This is a genomic window from Cellvibrio sp. UBA7661, from assembly GCA_002483365.1.
GTDB lineage: Bacteria > Pseudomonadota > Gammaproteobacteria > Pseudomonadales > Cellvibrionaceae > Cellvibrio.
This window is the reverse complement of the sequence record DLHT01000005.1, coordinates 199,645-217,725: the sequence shown is the minus strand read 5'-3', so window position 1 is coordinate 217,725 and position 18,081 is coordinate 199,645. Positions and strand designations below refer to the sequence as shown.

15 protein-coding genes are annotated in these 18,081 nt (G+C 46.7%); 14 read left to right on the top strand and 1 reads right to left on the bottom strand.

The genetic code is table 11. The annotated features are described in order from the left end of the window. Positions 1–92 precede the first annotated feature (92 nt). The 14 genes from rplM (at position 93) to B2739_RS03420 (ending at position 16,176) form a co-directional block, all read left to right on the top strand. Positions 93–521 carry a 50S ribosomal protein L13 gene (gene rplM / locus B2739_RS03485; protein ID WP_049630562.1) on the top strand — a complete coding sequence of 143 codons (429 nt, stop codon included), beginning with the start codon at positions 93–95 and terminating at the stop codon, positions 519–521. A gap of 11 nt (positions 522–532) precedes the next feature. Further along, a complete protein-coding gene (gene rpsI, locus B2739_RS03480; protein ID WP_331344483.1) occupies positions 533–922 on the top strand; it encodes a 30S ribosomal protein S9 in 390 nt (129 codons plus the stop codon). A gap of 283 nt (positions 923–1,205) precedes the next feature. Continuing rightward, complete coding sequence (gene petA, locus B2739_RS03475; protein ID WP_331344482.1) at positions 1,206–1,805, top strand: ubiquinol-cytochrome c reductase iron-sulfur subunit; 600 nt, start codon at positions 1,206–1,208, stop codon at positions 1,803–1,805. Position 1,806: 1 nt separating this feature from the next. Next, positions 1,807–4,041, top strand: coding sequence for a ubiquinol-cytochrome c reductase (locus tag B2739_RS03470; protein WP_331344481.1), 2,235 nt, complete (start codon positions 1,807–1,809; stop codon positions 4,039–4,041). Between the two features lie 109 nt (positions 4,042–4,150). After that, positions 4,151–4,567, top strand: coding sequence for a ClpXP protease specificity-enhancing factor (locus B2739_RS03465; protein WP_331344480.1), 417 nt, complete (start codon positions 4,151–4,153; stop codon positions 4,565–4,567). A gap of 195 nt (positions 4,568–4,762) precedes the next feature. After that, on the top strand, positions 4,763–5,734 hold the full coding sequence (locus B2739_RS03460) for a phosphate ABC transporter substrate-binding protein PstS family protein (protein ID WP_331344479.1): 972 nt from the start codon (positions 4,763–4,765) through the stop codon (positions 5,732–5,734). Between the two features lie 153 nt (positions 5,735–5,887). Then, positions 5,888–8,179: an ABC transporter permease subunit gene (locus B2739_RS03455; RefSeq protein ID WP_331344478.1), complete on the top strand. Its 2,292-nt coding sequence runs from the start codon at positions 5,888–5,890 to the stop codon at positions 8,177–8,179. A gap of 28 nt (positions 8,180–8,207) precedes the next feature. After that, the gene (pstA, locus tag B2739_RS03450; RefSeq protein ID WP_331344477.1) at positions 8,208–9,896 is read left to right on the top strand and encodes a phosphate ABC transporter permease PstA; all 1,689 of its coding nucleotides are present in this window, start codon (positions 8,208–8,210) and stop codon (positions 9,894–9,896) included. An 83-nt stretch (positions 9,897–9,979) separates the two neighbouring features. After that, entirely contained in the window at positions 9,980–10,768 is a 789-nt protein-coding gene (gene pstB, locus B2739_RS03445; RefSeq protein WP_049630554.1) for a phosphate ABC transporter ATP-binding protein PstB, read from the top strand. 20 nt (positions 10,769–10,788) lie between these two features. Then, a complete protein-coding gene (gene phoU, locus B2739_RS03440) occupies positions 10,789–11,508 on the top strand; it encodes a phosphate signaling complex protein PhoU (RefSeq protein WP_331344621.1) in 720 nt (239 codons plus the stop codon). A 247-nt stretch (positions 11,509–11,755) separates the two neighbouring features. Further along, positions 11,756–12,466 (top strand): FadR/GntR family transcriptional regulator, encoded by a 711-nt coding sequence (locus B2739_RS03435; RefSeq protein WP_331344476.1) that lies wholly within the window; start codon positions 11,756–11,758, stop codon positions 12,464–12,466. A 72-nt stretch (positions 12,467–12,538) separates the two neighbouring features. After that, positions 12,539–13,324: an SDR family NAD(P)-dependent oxidoreductase gene (locus tag B2739_RS03430; RefSeq protein ID WP_049630551.1), complete on the top strand. Its 786-nt coding sequence runs from the start codon at positions 12,539–12,541 to the stop codon at positions 13,322–13,324. Between the two features lie 321 nt (positions 13,325–13,645). Next, positions 13,646–15,211: a sodium/sugar symporter gene (locus tag B2739_RS03425; protein ID WP_331344475.1), complete on the top strand. Its 1,566-nt coding sequence runs from the start codon at positions 13,646–13,648 to the stop codon at positions 15,209–15,211. A gap of 83 nt (positions 15,212–15,294) precedes the next feature. Next, positions 15,295–16,176: an SMP-30/gluconolactonase/LRE family protein gene (locus tag B2739_RS03420; RefSeq protein ID WP_331344474.1), complete on the top strand. Its 882-nt coding sequence runs from the start codon at positions 15,295–15,297 to the stop codon at positions 16,174–16,176. Between the two features lie 113 nt (positions 16,177–16,289). Here the strand turns inward: B2739_RS03420 and uxaC are convergent, their stop codons facing one another. Next, positions 16,290–17,705, bottom strand: a complete 1,416-nt coding sequence (gene uxaC, locus B2739_RS03415; protein WP_331344473.1) for a glucuronate isomerase — start codon at positions 17,703–17,705, stop codon at positions 16,290–16,292. Positions 17,706–18,081 lie beyond the last annotated feature (376 nt).

Genomic DNA, 18,081 nt, shown 5'->3' with positions numbered 1-18,081 from the left:
AAATAGTGATTGAAAAACAAGCATTGGCTGTGTAGTATGCCGCCTCCCTATTTTAGGGGCTATTATCCACATCCGATTTAGGCAGGAATAACATGAAGACCTATATTGCCAAAGCAGAATCTGTCGTTAATGACTGGTTCATCGTGGATGCGGCGGGAAAAACACTCGGCCGTTTATCTGCGGAAATTGCTTCACGCTTGCGTGGCAAGCACAAGCCAGAATTCACTCCACACGTTGATACCGGTGATTACATCGTAGTGATCAATGCTGCTCAAGTGCGCGTGACTGGTCGTAAAGCAACTGACAAGATTTACTACTCTCACACTGGTTTTGTGGGTGGTATTAAATCTATCAGCTTCCAAAAGTTGATTGAAAAAGCGCCAGAGCGCACTATTGAGACTGCCGTTAAGGGCATGTTGCCAAAAGGGCCGCTGGGTCGTGCTATGTTCAAAAAACTGAAAGTTTATGCAGGTAATGAGCATCCACATGCTGCTCAGCAACCTAAAGAACTGAACATCTAAGGGGAGCTGACATGTCTGCACAATTTTACGGCACCGGCCGTCGCAAAACCTCTACTGCGCGTGTATTTATCACCGCAGGTACTGGTGCAATTATTGTTAACGATCGTCCATTGGATGAGTACTTCGGCCGCCCAGTGGCGCGCATGGTAGTGCGTCAGCCTCTGGAATTGGTTGGTATGGTAGAAAAATTTGACGTAAAAGTTACTGTCTCTGGTGGCGGTAGCTTTGGTCAGGCGGGCGCTATTCGCCACGGCTTGACTCGTGCTCTGATGGAGTATGACGAGTCTCTGCGCAGCGAATTGCGTAAAGCTGGTTACGTTACTCGCGATTCTCGTGAAGTTGAGCGTAAGAAGGTTGGTTTACGTAAAGCACGTAAGAAGCCACAATTCTCCAAGCGTTAATGATTTTTGCCAGTCGGTTATTCGCTGGCTGGTTGATGATCATCAAAAACGCCCAAGTCTTTACTGGCTTGGGCGTTTTTTTACGTCTAAAATTGCGGGCTTATAACCCACTGTTTATGTGTGGTTATTCTTGTAAGCAGTGCGTTAATTCATTACCATTGCCCGCCTTTTCTTGAGTCACCCAATATTCCTTATTTCGTCAGACTCTGAACTGTTTTTGTGATAGGTCGCTGGACGATAATATTAGGCAATTTGCTAGCCGTGTTTAGGGGAGAAAATCGTCATGAGTAATGACGCAGTAAATAAAACGCGCCGTCGCGTATTGATCGGAGCCACATGTGCAGTGGGTGCGGTTGGTGCAGTGGGTGCTGCTATTCCTTTTGTGGGTTCATGGAACCCGAGTGCCAAGGCAAAAGCTGCTGGTGCGCCAGTGAAGTACAACCTTAGTAAAATCGAGCCAGGTGCCATGGTTACTGTTGAGTGGCGCGGCAAGCCTGTGTTTATTGTTCGCCGTACGCAAGCAGCGTTGGATAGCTTGAAGAAAGTAGAGCAGCAGGGTGTGTTGTTGGATGCTGAATCAAGTGAGCCTCAGCAACCTGAATACGCCAAGAACCCTGAGCGTGCAATCAATAAGGAGTTTGCAATCCTGCTTGGGATTTGTACGCATCTTGGATGTGCCCCGGTGTATCGCCCTGACGTCGGTGCTGCCGATTTGGGCGGTGATAAATGGCAAGGCGGCTTTTTTTGCCCTTGTCATGGTTCCAAATATGATCTGGCTGGCCGCGTATATGCCGGCGTACCTGCACCGCTGAACTTGGAAGTTCCTCCTCATAAATATGAAAGCGATGCTGTTGTTGTCATTGGTGAAGACCAGGGGGCTTGATATGAATTGGTTAGTGGGATTGTGGCAATGGGTTGATAAGCGCCTCCCGGTACAGCGTGCCTGGGATACCCATATGGGCAAATATTACGCGCCCAAAAATTTCAATTTCTGGTATTTCTTTGGTGTGCTCTCTTTGCTGGTGTTGGTTAATCAGCTGGTAACCGGTATCTGGTTAACAATGAGCTATAACCCTTCTGCAGAAGGTGCATTTGCTTCCGTTGAATACATTATGCGTGACGTAGATTACGGTTGGCTGTTGCGCTACATGCATTCCACCGGCGCTTCAGCATTCTTCGTTGTTGTCTATCTGCATATGTTCCGCGGCATGATGTACGGTTCATACAAGGCCCCACGTGAATTGGTGTGGATCTTCGGTATGACGATTTATCTTGTCTTGATGGCTGAAGCCTTCATGGGCTATGTGTTGCCTTGGGGACAAATGTCATATTGGGGAGCTCAAGTAATCGTTTCTCTGTTCGGTGCTATTCCGGTTGTAGGTAATGACTTGGTTGAATGGATCCGCGGTGATTACCTTATTTCTGGTATTACCTTGAACCGTTTCTTTGCTTTGCATGTGGTGGCTTTGCCCATCGTACTGTTGGCATTGGTAGTCATGCATATCCTTGCTTTGCATGAGGTTGGTTCTAACAACCCTGATGGCGTAGAAATTAAAAAGAACAAAGATGAAAACGGTATTCCGCGTGACGGCGTTCCTTTCCATCCTTTCTACACGGTGCATGACTTGGTTGGCATCACTGTGTTCCTGTTTGCCTTCTGCTTCATTATGTTTTTTATGCCTGAGATGGGCGGTTTCTTCTTGGAGTACGCCAACTTTGAAGAAGCAAATAACCTGAAAACCCCATTACACATTGCACCAGTCTGGTATTTCACTCCTTTCTATGCAGTATTGCGTGCAGTAACCCTGCAAATTGAATTGGGGCCGATGGTGTTGACTGCGAAATTGTTGGGCTTTGTAGCTATGGGCGCTGCGATTGCGATTTTGTTTGTGTTGCCATGGTTGGATCGCAGCAAGGTGAAGTCTATGCGCTATCGCGGCCATATCCCGCGCATCATGTTGATTGCATTTGCAGCCATGTTCGTAGTGCTGGGTTACTTGGGGGTTAAGGCGCCAACTGAAGGTAGAACTTTGTTATCGCAAATTGCGACTACTTTCTATTTTGCATACTTCCTAACTATGCCTGTATGGACCACTACTAGCCCGGAAAAAGCCAAGTCTAAAATCTCTTGGGTTCTGTGCGGCGTGTTTGCGGTGATTTTTGCCTGGATGGGGATTGATTATATTGGCGGTGATGTTCCGGCGTTGTTGTTAGTGCTTTGTTTTGTCTTGGCAATTATTTTTGCTGTATTGCCGTTGCTGGCTGCGCGCGATAAGGATCTGGTAGAGCCTACTCGCACCCAAGCCAAAGGCTTGCCGGGACTGCTGGTTGCTGCTGGTTTCGTTCTTTTCTTGATTCTGGCGATTGTGCCAATTAAAGCAGTTGCTGCAGAAGGTGCATTTAAGTGTGGTGCTATTCCTTGTGATGCAATGGAGCCTGACTTGAAAGACAAAGAGTCTCTGCAGCGTGGAGCAAAGTATTTCGTTAACTACTGCATGGGATGTCACTCAGCTAAATACTCACGCTATGAACGCGTGGCTGATGATTTGGATATTCCACACAGCCTGATGGAACAACACTTGATCTTCGGTAACGAGCGCATCGGCCAGTTGATGGAGATTGCCATGAAGCCGCAACAATCGAAAGTGTGGTTTGGTGTTGCTCCTCCAGACTTGACGCTTGTTGCTCGTGCTCGCTCACCAGAGTGGTTGTATACCTACTTACGTAACTTTTACAAGGATGAAACCCGTCCTTGGGGTGTCAACAACCGTGTGTTCCCTAATGTGGGTATGCCGCATGTATTGATCGGTCCACAAGGTTTGCTGGAGTGCGGTGCTGGTCCAAAGCTCAATCATCATGGCGGTGCTTTGCGCAATGATATTGGTCAGATGGAAATGGATGAGCATTGTGGCGCTTTGAAAGAGGGCAAAATCAAGGGCACCATGACATCGGCAGAGTTCGATAAGGCAGTTTACGATCTGGTGAATTTCCTTGAGTATGTTGCCGAGCCTGTTGCCGTGAAACGCCAATCAATTGGACTTTACGTATTGGGCTTTCTGGTTATTCTCTTTATTTTTGTCTACTTCCTGAATCGCGAGTTTTGGAGAGACATTCACTGATAATCAGTGGGTTGATAAATAGGGCGACGAAAGTCGCCCTTTTTTGTTTGAGTCTGTTGATAAATCCCTGTAATTTGTCGGCATTGTTTTATTCCAAGGAAAACTGCTTATGTCCATGTCATCCAGCCGCCCTTACTTTTTGCGTGCCATCTATGAATGGATACTGGATAACAATTGCACTCCCCATATTCTTGTTGATGCCCACGTACAGGGAACCCAAGTCCCGCAACAACATGTAAACAAAGACGGACAGATCATTCTGAATATTTCCCCCAGCGCTGTTAAAGATTTATTTATGGATAATACAGCCGTTTCTTTTAATGCCCGTTTTAGTGGTGTCGTTAATAATCTTTATGTTCCATGTGGCGCGGTTTTAGGGATTTATGCACGGGAAAATGGCCAGGGGATGATGTTTGAGCCAGAGGCTAACCCTCAGCCTCCCGCTCCACAGCCTCCCTCATCAACTCCATCGCTCAAGTCTGTTGGTGATGGCGCAAAGCGACCAGGATTGCGTGTCGTTAAATAACGATAATGTTCTAACAACACCAGCTACGGCTGGTGTTGTTATTTTTGGGGCTGGTTTGTGACGTTTGTGCGACATATTTATGACAAAAATATCGTGCGGTCACATTAGTGTCATATTTGGCCGTTAGAGTAGCTATTAATGGTGAGGCAAGCCTTGCCATCTAACCAATCTACGCAATGACTAACGGAGCGCTCTATGAACGCCAAGAACATTATCAAAGGGCTGGTATTTGCTGGCTCTATGGCTTGTGCCGCTGTGCTGCAAGCTGCGGTTGATCCAAAATTGCCGGAATACAAAGCGACTACAGGTGTATCAGGGAATGTGAACTCAATAGGTTCAGATACCCTGAACAACCTGATGACTCTGTGGGCAGAAGATTTCAAAAAGTGGTATCCGAACGTTAATATCCAAATTCAGGGAGCAGGCTCTTCGACTGCACCACCAGCCTTGATCGAAGGCACCGCTAATTTCGGCCCAATGAGCCGTGAAATGAAATCAGAAGAAATTCAAGCGTTTGAAGCCAAGCATGGTTACAAGCCAACGCCAGTACCTGTAGCAATTGACGTTTTGGCGGTATACGTTAATAAAGATAACCCGATAAAAGGATTGTCTCTGCAACAAGTGGATGCCATTTTTTCTGCCACCCGCAAATGCGGAGAGCCTAAAGACATTACCCGTTGGGGTGAAGTGGGTTTGGAAGGTGCATGGACAAATCGCGATTTCACCATCTATAGCCGTAACGCAGTATCAGGTACTTACGGATACTTCAAAGACGAAGCCCTGTGCAAAGGTGATTTCAAATCCAGTATTAATGAGCAACCGGGTTCTGCTTCGGTAGTTCAGGGTGTTTCTGAATCTATCAACGGTATCGGCTACTCTGGTATCGGTTATGTAACGTCTGGTGTTCGCGCACTGCCATTATCCAAAAAAGATGGTCAGCCTTTTGTTACTCCAGATGCAGTACACGCATTGGATGGTACTTATCCATTGGCTCGTGTTCTCTATGTTTACATCAACAAACACCCAAATCGTAAGTTGGATACCCTGCAACTTGAATTCTTGAAACTGATTCTGTCCAAGCAAGGCCAGGAAACCGTTGTGCGCGATGGATATATCCCGCTGCCAGAGGCAATGGTTACCAAAGCACTCGCTGAGTTGCAGAAGTAATTATTGCTTAATGAAAGCCGCCTGACCGGGCGGCTTTTTTTTGCCCTAAAAAACTGTGTTACAGAAAAATGACAGTGAAGCAGGGTTTTGTAACAAAAGTGTCATTTTTGGTTGCTAGGATTTCCGAGCCATAAGATTAACAGTGAGCAGATCATGTCCGAACCCGCCCAATTGGTAAAAGAATCTGTCAGCTTGATGCCGACACTCGAACAGCGCATGCGTCTGCGCCGTATCCGTCAATTTAAGGATGGCCTTTCACGGTATGGAGTAATGACTGCCGGTATGGCGGTTGTTTTTTCATTAGGTTTGATATTTTTTTACTTGTTCTCTGAAATTGCTCCGCTGTTTCGCGGTGCGTCGGTAGAGATTGTTAAAACCTATACCCCCGAAGCTCTGCATAACGCACCACAGGACGAAACTGAATTTCTTACGCTTGAACGCTATGAGGAAATTGGTGGCAACTTCAAGCGCAGCGGTGCAGTCAGTTTTTTTACGGTTGATGATGGAAAAACTTTGTTATCAGCCCAAATGCCAAAAGCGGATGGTGCTAATTTTTCAGTATTGGCCACCAGTACAGCCGATCACGGACTGGTTGCATATGGTTACAGCAATGGTCAGGTTGCCGTTGCAAAAACCGAATACGCATTAAGTTATCCAAATGATAAACGTCAAATTACCCCCAGCCTTGAATTTCCATTGGGCGATCAACCTATCCAGCTTGATGCACAGGGTGCAGCATTAAAAGTATTGGCGATTCAGGAGACTTCCAGTGGCACATTGATTGGTGCACTGACGGAAGATAATCGTTTGCTGTTGGGAGTATTCAGTAGTAGCCGCAATTTAATTACTGGTGCAGTAACGCTGGAGCAGGAAATTTTTACCCTGCCTCCGTTGCCGCAAGGTGTTACTGGTACTCACATGCAAATTGATGAGCGCGCACAACATTTAGTGATAGCGACTGATAAATCACAGATGGTGTTGTACAAAATCATCAGTCCATCCAGCGCAGAGCGCAAAGATGCGGTTGTGGTTGCTAATGGCAAGATTACAGCGATGCAATTTTTGGTCGGTACCGGATCATTGGTCGTTGGTACCAGTGAAGGGCATGTCAGCCAATGGTTTTTAGTGCGCGATCCTCACAATGAATATCATGTAACGCATGTGCGCGATTTCGATTCGCTAGAGGGTTCGGTTACCGGTTTTGCTCCAGAGTTTGCTCGCCGTGGTTTTTGGGCGGGCGATGATAAAGGCAATATCGGAATTTACTACGGTACTTCTCATCGCACGCTATTCAATGAATCTATTAGCGACAAAGCGATCGACAAAATTGCGATTTCACCGATTAACAATCGCGCGCTGATGATTGATGAAAGTAAAAATGTAGCGTTATTGGATGTATGGAATAAACACCCTGAAGTCTCATTCAGTTCGCTGTGGCAAAAAGTGTGGTACGAAGGGCGTGACGAACCTGATTATATTTGGCAGGCGTCATCAGGCAGCGATAACTTTGAAGCCAAAATGAGTTTTGTTCCTTTGTCTCTCGGCACCTTGAAAGCGGCTTTTTTTGCGATTTTATTTGCTGTGCCGCTAGGTGTAATGGGCGCAATTTATACCGCCTATTTCATGACACCTAAATTGCGCGGAATTGTAAAACCAACTATCGAAATTATGGCGGCCTTACCAACGGTAATTCTTGGTTTCCTTGCAGGTTTATGGCTTGCACCGTTTATCGAAAACCATTTGCCAGCCATTTTCAGCATTCTCATTTTGTTGCCCGTCATTATGTTGGTTACCGGATTCATCTGGAGCAAGTTTCCTGAATCGATCCGCAACCGGATTCCGGAAGGTTGGGAAGCAGTGATTGTTGTGTTGCCAATTATTGCGACGGTGTGGGCCTGTGTTGCGATGAGCCCGTTAACCGAGATCTGGGTTTTTGATGGCAGCATGCGTCAATGGTTTACCGATAATGGAATTAATTACGATCAGCGCAATGCATTGGTTGTTGGCATCATCATGGGCTTTGCAGTAATCCCCAGTATTTTTTCTATCGCAGAAGATGCGGTATTCAGTGTGCCGCGTCATCTCACACAAGGTTCATTAGCGCTGGGCGCAACACCTTGGCAAACCATGGTGGGTGTAGTGTTACCCACCGCAAGTCCAGGCATTTTTTCGGCTGTAATGATGGGCTTTGGTCGCGCTGTAGGTGAAACCATGATCGTGTTAATGGCAACCGGTAATAGCCCTGTTGTGAATTTTAATATCTTCGAAGGTATGCGTACCTTGTCTGCAAATATTGCAGTGGAGTTGCCGGAGACGGCAGTCGGTAGTACACATTTCCGTGTGTTGTTCCTTGCTGCGTTAGTCTTGCTTGCACTGACTTTTGTTGTGAATACGTTGGCTGAAGTTATTCGTCAGCGCCTACGTCAACGCTACAGCAATCTGTAATGTTGGATAACTTTTTCGGAAAAATGTGATGAAAAAATTATTGAAACGAAAAACATCCTGGTTCAACAGTGGCTCGCCATGGATCTGGTTAAACGGCGGCGCTGTAGCCATTTGTATGTTAATGGTGTTGGGCTTGCTGGGTTTGATTGCGGTGCGTGGCTTCGGCCATTTTTGGCCTGCCGATATTTTGCAAACATCCGTTGTCGATCGTGATGGCAATCGCCAGATTGTGATGGGCGAAGTGGTGCGCGATGAAATTATCCCTGCATCAGTAGCGCGCGATGGTGGTTATACCGTTGCGCAGGATGTAGAGCTAATCACTCGCTATCTATTCAAAATGGGTAACCGTGATGTTAATGGTCGCGATTTTTCCTGGTTTCTTGAAACCGGTATGGATGAATGGCAATACCCGGCCGATGCAATTTCAATCGAGCGTCGCGAGTGGGGTAATTTTTACGGTTATCCCGTGTTAATTAAAGAGCAGGGAAAAATTGTCAGCGAATTAAAAAGCGCTGATTTTTGGGATCAACTTAACCAACGTTTGGAGCGTGCACTCGATTTACACCACAAAGTCAGCCGCATCGAAAAAGTGGATATCGGCCGTATTAACAACAAAATGGATGAGTTGCGTTTGGAACGCCGCCGCTTGGAGTTGGATGGCGCAACCGGTGCAAAAATGGCGAGTGCCGATGCAGAATTTGCAGAGCGTCGTGCAGCACTGGAAGCAGAATACGATGTGATTAAAAAAGAGCGCGACGAAATTCTTGCGCAGGCAACGCGCGACCAATTGGTTGCACGTACGGCCGATGGCAAAGAAGTGGTTATTGCATTTGATCATATTGTCCGCGTAACCCGTCCGAATGAAATGGGTGTTGTCGCCAAGATTGGTCAGTACGTTGAACGCTTTTGGGAATTCATGAGCGATGAACCGCGTGAGGCCAATACTGAAGGTGGTATTTTCCCTGCAATCTTCGGCACCCTGACCATGGTTATTGTGATGTCAATTATGGTTACGCCCTTTGGTGTGCTCGCTGCAATTTATTTGCGTGAATATGCCAAGCAGGGAACCTTTTTGAAAATAATCCGTATTTCGGTGTACAACCTTGCCGGTGTGCCATCGATTGTGTACGGCGTATTTGGTTTGGGCTTTTTTGTATACACATTAGGTGGCAGCCTCGATGAATTGTTTTATGCAGAATCACTGCCGTCACCAACATTCGGTACACCGGGATTATTTTGGGCCTCGCTCACACTGGCATTATTAACATTGCCAATCGTGATTGTTTCTACTGAGGAAGGGTTGTCGCGCATTCCAAGTACGATTCGCCAAGGCAGCCTTGCATTAGGCGCAACCAAAGCGGAAACCCTGTGGAAGGTAGTAGTTCCGTTGGCAACGCCGGCGATGATGACCGGGCTGATTTTGGCAATCGCACGCGCGGCAGGCGAGGTTGCGCCGTTAATGTTGGTTGGTGTTGTAAAGCTGGCACCCGCGCTACCCATCGACGGGAATTATCCATACCTGCATCTTGACCAAAAAATTATGCACTTGGGTTTCCATATTTACGATGTGGGTTTCCAAAGCCCTAACGTAGAAGCAGCGCGCCCACTGGTATATGCGACTTCATTGACGTTGGTGCTATTAATCATTGCGTTGAATATTACGGCAATCAAAATCCGCAATAATTTGCGTGAGAAATATCGTAGCGCATCGGACTAATGACAGGCTTTGTAATAAATCTGTCATTTATTTGAAATATATTGTTAATCAAAATTTAACCGAGTCTTAAACAGGCCCCGATTATGAGCCCAACAGCATTGCCAACTGCATCAGCAGAATCGATCAAGCTTGAAGTAAAAAACCTCGACTTGTTTTACGGCCAAAAGCGTGCGCTTAACGCTGTTAATATGAAAATTCCGGAAAAAAAGGTCACTGCATTTATTGGCCCTTCCGGCTGTGGAAAATCAACGCTGCTGCGCTGTTTCAATCGGATGAATGATTTGGTTGATGCGTGCCGCGTAGAAGGCGAAATCTTGTTGGATGGCAGCAACATTTATGACAAGAGTGTTGACGTTGCCGAACTGCGTCGCCAAGTGGGAATGGTGTTCCAAAAACCCAATCCATTTCCCAAATCTATTTATGAAAATGTTGCTTATGGTCTACGCTTACAAGGTGTGAAATCCAAACGGATTCTCGATGAAGTTGTAGAGAAATCATTGCGCGGCGCAGCGTTGTGGGATGAAGTGAAAGATCGCTTGCACGATAACGCATTTGGATTGTCTGGTGGTCAGCAGCAGCGCTTGGTGATTGCTCGCGCAATTGCGATTGAACCGGAAGTTATTTTGTTGGACGAACCTGCATCAGCACTTGATCCTATCTCAACATTAAAGATTGAAGAGCTGATCAACGAATTGAAAAATCAGTACACCATTGTGATTGTGACCCATAACATGCAGCAAGCTGCGCGCGTATCGGATTACACCGCATTCATGTACATGGGTGATTTGATTGAGCATGATTTGACTGACACACTCTTCACCAACCCAAGTAAAAAACAAACTGAAGATTACATCACCGGCCGTTACGGTTAATGCGGAGGCGCATCATGGTTATGGATATTACGAGTCACACTCATCATATTTCGCAACAATACAATATCGAGCTCGAAACCATCCGCACGCATTTATCGGAAATGGGCGGTATGGCGCAGCGTCAGGTAAACGATGCAATCCAGGCGCTGATCGATGCGGATATTGAACGTGCAGAACAAGTTGTGCGCGCTGATTTGAAAGTGAATTCAATGGAAATCACGATCGATGAAGAATGCGTGCGTATTCTTGCGCGTCGCCAACCTGCGGCCAGTGATTTGCGTTTGGTGATTGCGGTTACCAAAGCGATTACCGATTTGGAGCGTATCGGTGACGAGGCAACCAAAATTGCACGTCAGGCAATCGCCATGAATAAAGATGGCCTTGCACCTCGCGGTTACATTGAAGTGCGCCATATTGGTGGCCATGTGTCGCGCATGTTGCAGGATGCACTCGATGCATTTGCGCGTCTGGATATGGATTTAGCACTCAATGTGGTGCAAACCGACAGGCAAGTCGATATGGAATACAGCACTGCTATGCGTGAGCTGGTGACTTTTATGATTGAAGATCCGCGCAGTATTACCCGCGTGTTGAATATCATGTGGTCGCTGCGCGCACTGGAGCGGATTGGTGATCACGCGCGCAACCTTGCGCAATATGTGATCTATCTGGTGAACGGTGAGGATGTCCGTCACTCCAATCTGGAAGAGATTGAAGAAAACATCAACAGTAAGGAATAGCTCGTAAGGAATGGCCTGAAGCCACAATGCCGGTCAGCAGTAAATATTTTTTGCGTGACTAAAATGGCATCCTCTTGTTAAATAACCCGCGCCTGTGTACAGGTGCGGGTTTTTATTTTTTAGATCCCCGAACGGCGACATCCGGCGTAATCAACGACATAAACTATGTTTTTTCGCCCAAAGGGGCAGACATAAAAGCACTTGCCGGATATAGTGCAAATATATAATATAAATAGGCTAATTAACTATGCTGGATACAGGGCGCAACCTCACACACCAGTTGACTCATCAGCTGGGAGCGGCAATTGTCCAAGGTCAATATGCGATAGATAAGTCATTCCCTACGGAAGCTGAGCTATCGCAGCAATTCAATATCAGCCGCAGCGTGACCCGTGAAGCGGTAAAAATGCTCACAGCCAAAGGGCTGATTGCATCGCGCCCGCGGCAGGGAATCCGGGTAATGCCTTCCAGCCATTGGAATATGTTTGATGCCGATGTGCTGAGCTGGACGTTAAATGCCAGGCCATCGCTTGAGCTGCTGCGTGAATTTACCCAATTGCGTATGGCGATTGAGCCGGAAGCAGCTGTATTGGCTGCTGAAAATAATCAGGATGCCGCTGGTATCAAAGCGATTGGCGATGCGTTGGCGCGGATGAAGCGCGCGGATGAAGGGCATGATGACCCACTCTCTGCGGATATCGAGTTCCATTGCGCGATCCTGGCTGCCAGTAACAACCGCTTCTTCTTCCAGTTGCGCGAGTTCATTCAGGTTGCCTTACGCGTCAGTATTGCCAGTACCAACCAGCTCAAAGGTGTATTGACCGCTGACTATGACGATCACAAGCGCATTTATGATGCTATTTGCGCGGGTGACAAAGAGGAGGCGAGCAGGGCAGTAAAAGTGTTGCTGCAAGAGGTTATGCAGCTAATTAATGTCTCTCTGGTAAAACCGAAATAAACTGCAAGGGTCCGAGTTTTCTACCTAAGCTACTATCGGTAAGCGAACCTGTTCAAGCAGAGAGAATTCAACATGCAGAGCTTTTCAAATCACCAAGGATACGCCCGTTACCCCAGTCTGGTTGGGCGTAGTGTGTTTATTACCGGCGGCTCTACCGGGATAGGTGCAGCCTTGGTGGAAGCATTTGTGGCCCAGGGGGCAAAGGTCGCTTTCATTGATATCGATGAAGCGGGTGCTTTGGCATTGTGTGACGAGTTGGAACAAAAAGGTTTTGCTCGTCCCTGGTTTGAACTGTGCGATGTAAGCGATATAGCCGCACTCAAACAGAGTGTGCTCAACGCACAAAAAATGGTGGGTGATATCAGTGTGCTGGTGAACAACGCTGCCAATGACCAGCGCTACGACACCCGTACGATGACGGCAGATAATTGGTATCGCGGTCTGGCGATTAATTTGCATCCCGCCTTTTTTGCGGCACAAACCGTACACCCTATGATGGTTGCATTGGGTGGTGGATCGATCATCAATATCAGTTCGATCAACGTACAATTTGGCCCGCCAAATCTGGCCAGTTATATCACTGCCAAGGCGGGAATTCTGGGGATCTCCAAAGCGCTGGCAACGGATTACGGCGTGGATAATATTCGGGTGAATTCTATTTTGCCGGGTTGGGTGGCAACGCCCAAACAATTGGAAAAATGGCTGACCCCGGAAGAAGAAGCGGAATTGATGAAGCGTGTGTGCCTGAAAAAGCGTTTGGGTGCACATGATGTTGCCAATCTCGCGCTGTTCCTCGCGGCCGATGATTCTGCCATGATCACATCGCAAGAATTTATTGTCGATGGCGGGAGAATTTAACGCACAGCCCCTACATACTGGCGTTAGTGGTGTGTATTACAAGAAGCATTCATCAGCAAACTGATGAATGCTTCTTGCTATTAAAAAGGGCAATTTTTAGACGGAGCGTTTGTTAGAAAGTCAGCGTAAAAACAGATAAAAACAGAGAAAAAAACAGATAAAAACAGAGAAAAAAATAGTAAAAAAAGAGAGCTATTGTTAAAAAGCGATTGGATAAACACAGCCACAAGAAAGTCTTCCATAAAAAATCGCAGACCTGATAAAAACAAAATTTTTTAATAACACGTGCTTGTGCAAAGTACTGCTACATAGAGGTTAATCATGATTCTTAACGGCTTGGATATTGGCGTATTGGTCGCCTACACACTGATGTTGCTGGGTGTTGCCTGGTGGGTTTCCCGCGATGAAAAAGGCCACGAAAAAAACGCCAATGACTATTTTCTTGCAAGCAAATCCTTACCTTGGTGGGCGATTGGTGCGTCATTAATTGCAGCAAATATCTCGGCGGAACAAATTATCGGTATGTCTGGTTCCGGTTATGTGATAGGCATGGGGATTGCTGCTTACGAACTTATGGCAGCAATTACCTTGATCATTATTGCTAAGTATTTTTTGCCTATTTTCCTCGCCAAAGGCATTTATACCATGCCGCAATTTTTGGAAAATCGTTATGACGGACGTGTGCGTACTGTGATGGCGATTTTCTGGCTCGCGCTTTACACCTTTGTGAATTTAACCTCGGTGTTATATTTGGGGTCACTCGCTATTTCGCAATTCCTCGGTGTGGATATGCTTTATGGGATGATCTTTCTTGCATTGTTTTCCATGACTTATTCCATTTATGGCGGACTCAAAGCAGTCGCCATGACCGATATTATTCAGGTTGCGCTATTAGTATTGGGCGGGATTTTGGTGAGCTATCTTGCCTTGAACCAAATTTCTGATGGTGCTGGTGTGGTTTCCGGTTTCTCTACGTTGCTGGAAAAAGCACCGGAAAAATTCGATATGATTTTATCGCCAGAAAACCCAAGTTACGCAAATCTGCCGGGTATCTCGGTATTGATTGGTGGCTTGTGGATTATGAATATCAGCTATTGGGGTTTTAACCAATACATTATTCAGCGTGCATTGGCTGCAAAAAGTCTTCAGGAAGCGCAAAAAGGTATGGCATTTGCGGCTTACGTAAAATTATTTGTACCCATTATTGTTGTGTTGCCTGGTATTTGCGCAGTCGTTCTTGCGCCAGATTTAACAAAAGCTGATCAGGCATATCCTGAAATGATGAAACTATTACCGCACGGTTTATTAGGTATTGCGTTTGCTGCATTGGTTGCTGCTATTGCATCTTCACTCAGTTCCATGAGCAACAGCGTGTCCACGATTTTCACGATGGATATTTATAAAAAATCATTTAATCCTGAAGCCTCGGAACACAAGCTGGTATTTGTGGGGCGTTTGACTGCGGCAATTGCGATGATTATTGCAGTGTTGCTGGCTAAACCTTTGGTTGGTAAATCTGAACAGGCATTCCAATTCATTCAGGAATTTACCGGCTTCTTTACGCCGGGTATTGTGGTGATTTTCCTGTTTGGATTCTTCTGGAAGAAGGCGACCGCAGCTTCTGCGCTGACCGCAGCAATTGCGTCGGTTACATTCTCCTGGCTGTTTAAGATTTATATTCCCGAAGTTCCCTTTATGGATCGTGTAGGTTTGGTCTTTATTCTGTGTTGTGTATTGGCTGCTGCAGTGACTTATTTGGGTGGAGCAAAAGATCAACCAAATGCAGTCGATTTGAACGGAGTCAGTTTCTCTACTACATCGGGTTTTAATACTGCTTCATTGGGGGTAGTGTTGGTGTTGATTGTGATCTACGCTACCTGGTGGTAAACCGTATTTGCCCTGTTTGGAAAATGCCCCTGTTCAGGGGCATTTTTTTATCTGTTTTTTTACTTTAACAAGATGTGTTTCTTATGGTTGCGTTTACGCTAGTTGATATTGTCCCTTGCGCGAATGTGTTGGGTGAAGGTGTGCAGTGGAATCCGCAGGATGGTTGTTTCTGGTGGACGGATATTCACGCACAAAAACTTTATCGTTATCAACTGGAAGATAAAACCTTATCGCACTGGAATGTGCCCGAAAAACTTGGGTGCTTTGCGTTTGCAAAAAATGATTCGCGTTTGCTCGCCGCATTTGCATCCGGGTTTGCCTGGTTTACGCCAGACACGGGCGAAGTGGAATGGATCGCAAAACCGGAAGCGCATTTAATTGGCAATCGCTCCAATGACGGGCGTTGTGATCGCCAGGGGCGTTTCTGGATGGGTAGCATCCGCGAACAGCAAAAAACGCCGTGGGAATATGCATCGCTTTATTCCTTAAGTGTGGATGGAAATGTGCAGCAACATCTAACCGGTTTACATATTTCCAACGCGCTGTGTTGGAGCCCGGATTCGCGCAAGATGTATCACGCCGACTCACCCACTCACACCATCAATGTATATGATTTTGATGCGGTGACGGGCGAGCTTTCCAATAAACATATGTTTGCGCAAACTGATGCAGGGATAGAGCCGGATGGTGCTTGTGTTGATGCGCAAGGTTGTGTTTGGAATGCGCAATGGGGTGGGAGCAGGGTAGTGCGATATTCACCTCTGGGAGAAATCGATTTTATTCTGCCAATGCCGGTGAGCCAGCCAACCTGTGTTGCTTTTGGCGGGGCGCACTTAAGTCTACTTGCAGTCACCAGCGCGCGCGCGGGATTAAGCGATGCCGCTTTACAGCAGCAGCCGCAAGCAGGCCATTTATTTATTTTTCAAACTGACGTTACCGGTTTATTGGAAGAGCGTTTCGGATGATGTTGGTTTTAAGATGATTGTTGGTTTTAAGGAAACTGTGGTTTTTAAGTGATTGCTGTTGAATGGATAATAAAAAGCCCGGCGAACCGGGCTTTGTGAAAACGCGTTAATCATTAATCCGGAACAACAAACGGGAAATAATTTTTCGCGTTGTTGAAGCTAATGTCCTGAATCATTTTGCCTACCATTTTGGTGTCGTTAGGCACTAACCCTTTGGCCATATCGCGCCCCAAAATTCCACACAAAATGCGGCGGAAATATTCGTGGCGTGAATAGCTCAAGAAGCTGCGGCTATCCGTCAGCATGCCCACAAAGCGGCTCAGCAGGCCAAGCTGGCTAAGCGCCTCAATTTGACGGGTCATACCATCCATCTGGTCGAGGAACCACCAACCGCTTCCAAACTGGATTTTGCCAGCCGATGATCCGTCCTGGAAGTTGCCGATCATGGTGCCGATCACTTCGTTATCGCGCGGGTTCAGGTTGTAAATAATGGTTTTGGCGAGTTTGTTTTGATCGTCCAGACGGCCCAAAAATTTGGCCAGCGGTTTGGCGTAGTTGTGGTCGCCAATGGAGTCAAATCCGGTATCTGCTCCCAGAGTGCGGAACAGGCGTGGGTTATTGTTGCGAATCGCACCAATATGGAATTGCTGCACCCAACCTTTAGCGTGATCCTGCAGTGCAAATTCGACCATCATCGCCGATTGGAATTTTTCAATTTCAATTGCATCCAGATCTTTGTGGTTGCGGATTTTCAGGAAAATCGCGTTGATTTCTTCTTGCGTGTAATCGGCTGCATAGACAGTTTCCAAGCCGTGATCCGATAAACGGCAGCCATTTGCGTGGAAATAATCGTGGCGGATATCCAGTGCTTTTATCAAATCAGCAAATGTATTGATGTTTATATCTGCCGCAATGGCAAGACGATCAAGGTACTTGTTATAGGCCTCGGTGTTGTCCACCATCATGGCGCGATCAGGCCGCCAGGTTGGCAACATCGCTGATTTGAACGAGGTATCCGCAGCAACGGTTTTGTGGTGCGCAAGGTCGTGAATCGGATCGTCAGTGGTACACACCATCTTCACATTTGCCTGTGTCATCAAGCCGCGCGCACTGAATTCCGGTGTGGCAAGTAATTCATTGCATTCATCCCAGGTGCGCTTGGCGTTGCTGCTATCCAACAGGCGGTCGGTAATGCCGAAGGGTTTGCGCAGTTCCAGATGCGTCCAGTGATAAAGCGGATTGCGCAGGGTATAAGGTACGGTTTCGCACCATTTCTCAAATTTTTCCCAGTCGCTGGCATCGCCAGTACAGTAGCGTTCGTCCACACCGTTTGAGCGCATAGCGCGCCATTTGTAGTGATCTCCTGCCAACCACACTTCGTAGAGATTTCTGAATTGTTTATTTTGGCCTACTTGTTCCGGGGGGAGGTGGCAGTGGTAATCAATGATGGGCATTTGCTTGGCGTATTCATGGAACAGAATTTTCGCCTGCTCGGTATCGAGCAAAAAGTCGTCGTGGATAAAGCTCATTCTCACAATTCCTCAATAATGCCGAAGCCACAGCAGATCCGCATGAGGCTGTGCGATGGCAAGAAAAAATTAACGCTCAACGCATGTCAACAGCGTGGCTCGTCATAAGAGCCGCTGAACCTTGTGAAAAGGAGACTGGTTGATGATTGTTACCCCATCAGGTGATACCTGATGAAATAAGTTTGACCGAGGATTGCCTGCCCAAAGGCTAGATTGATAAACAACAATGACCTTCAAAATTGGGCGCGTTGCTATTTTGCAACTTGTCAGTAAGTGTAACGCTTGCCAGATAAAATACCAACAGTCCTCCAGGTGCATTTAACAGGATAATTACACTTCTTAAACACGGATGTAACCGTTTACAGTATAATGTTGC

Bases quoted from the DNA above. Each gene is read 5' to 3' on its own strand.
- rplM (WP_049630562.1), top strand. From the start codon at position 93: ATGAAGACCTATATTGCCAAAGCAGAATCTGTCGTTAATGACTGGTTC.
- rpsI (WP_331344483.1), top strand. From the start codon at position 533: ATGTCTGCACAATTTTACGGCACCGGCCGTCGCAAAACCTCTACTGCG.
- petA (WP_331344482.1), top strand. From the start codon at position 1,206: ATGAGTAATGACGCAGTAAATAAAACGCGCCGTCGCGTATTGATCGGA.
- B2739_RS03470 (WP_331344481.1), top strand. From the start codon at position 1,807: ATGAATTGGTTAGTGGGATTGTGGCAATGGGTTGATAAGCGCCTCCCG.
- B2739_RS03465 (WP_331344480.1), top strand. From the start codon at position 4,151: ATGTCCATGTCATCCAGCCGCCCTTACTTTTTGCGTGCCATCTATGAA.
- B2739_RS03460 (WP_331344479.1), top strand. From the start codon at position 4,763: ATGAACGCCAAGAACATTATCAAAGGGCTGGTATTTGCTGGCTCTATG.
- B2739_RS03455 (WP_331344478.1), top strand. From the start codon at position 5,888: ATGTCCGAACCCGCCCAATTGGTAAAAGAATCTGTCAGCTTGATGCCG.
- pstA (WP_331344477.1), top strand. From the start codon at position 8,208: ATGAAAAAATTATTGAAACGAAAAACATCCTGGTTCAACAGTGGCTCG.
- pstB (WP_049630554.1), top strand. From the start codon at position 9,980: ATGAGCCCAACAGCATTGCCAACTGCATCAGCAGAATCGATCAAGCTT.
- phoU (WP_331344621.1), top strand. From the start codon at position 10,789: ATGGATATTACGAGTCACACTCATCATATTTCGCAACAATACAATATC.
- B2739_RS03435 (WP_331344476.1), top strand. From the start codon at position 11,756: ATGCTGGATACAGGGCGCAACCTCACACACCAGTTGACTCATCAGCTG.
- B2739_RS03430 (WP_049630551.1), top strand. From the start codon at position 12,539: ATGCAGAGCTTTTCAAATCACCAAGGATACGCCCGTTACCCCAGTCTG.
- B2739_RS03425 (WP_331344475.1), top strand. From the start codon at position 13,646: ATGATTCTTAACGGCTTGGATATTGGCGTATTGGTCGCCTACACACTG.
- B2739_RS03420 (WP_331344474.1), top strand. From the start codon at position 15,295: ATGGTTGCGTTTACGCTAGTTGATATTGTCCCTTGCGCGAATGTGTTG.
- uxaC (WP_331344473.1), bottom strand. From the start codon at position 17,705: ATGAGCTTTATCCACGACGACTTTTTGCTCGATACCGAGCAGGCGAAA.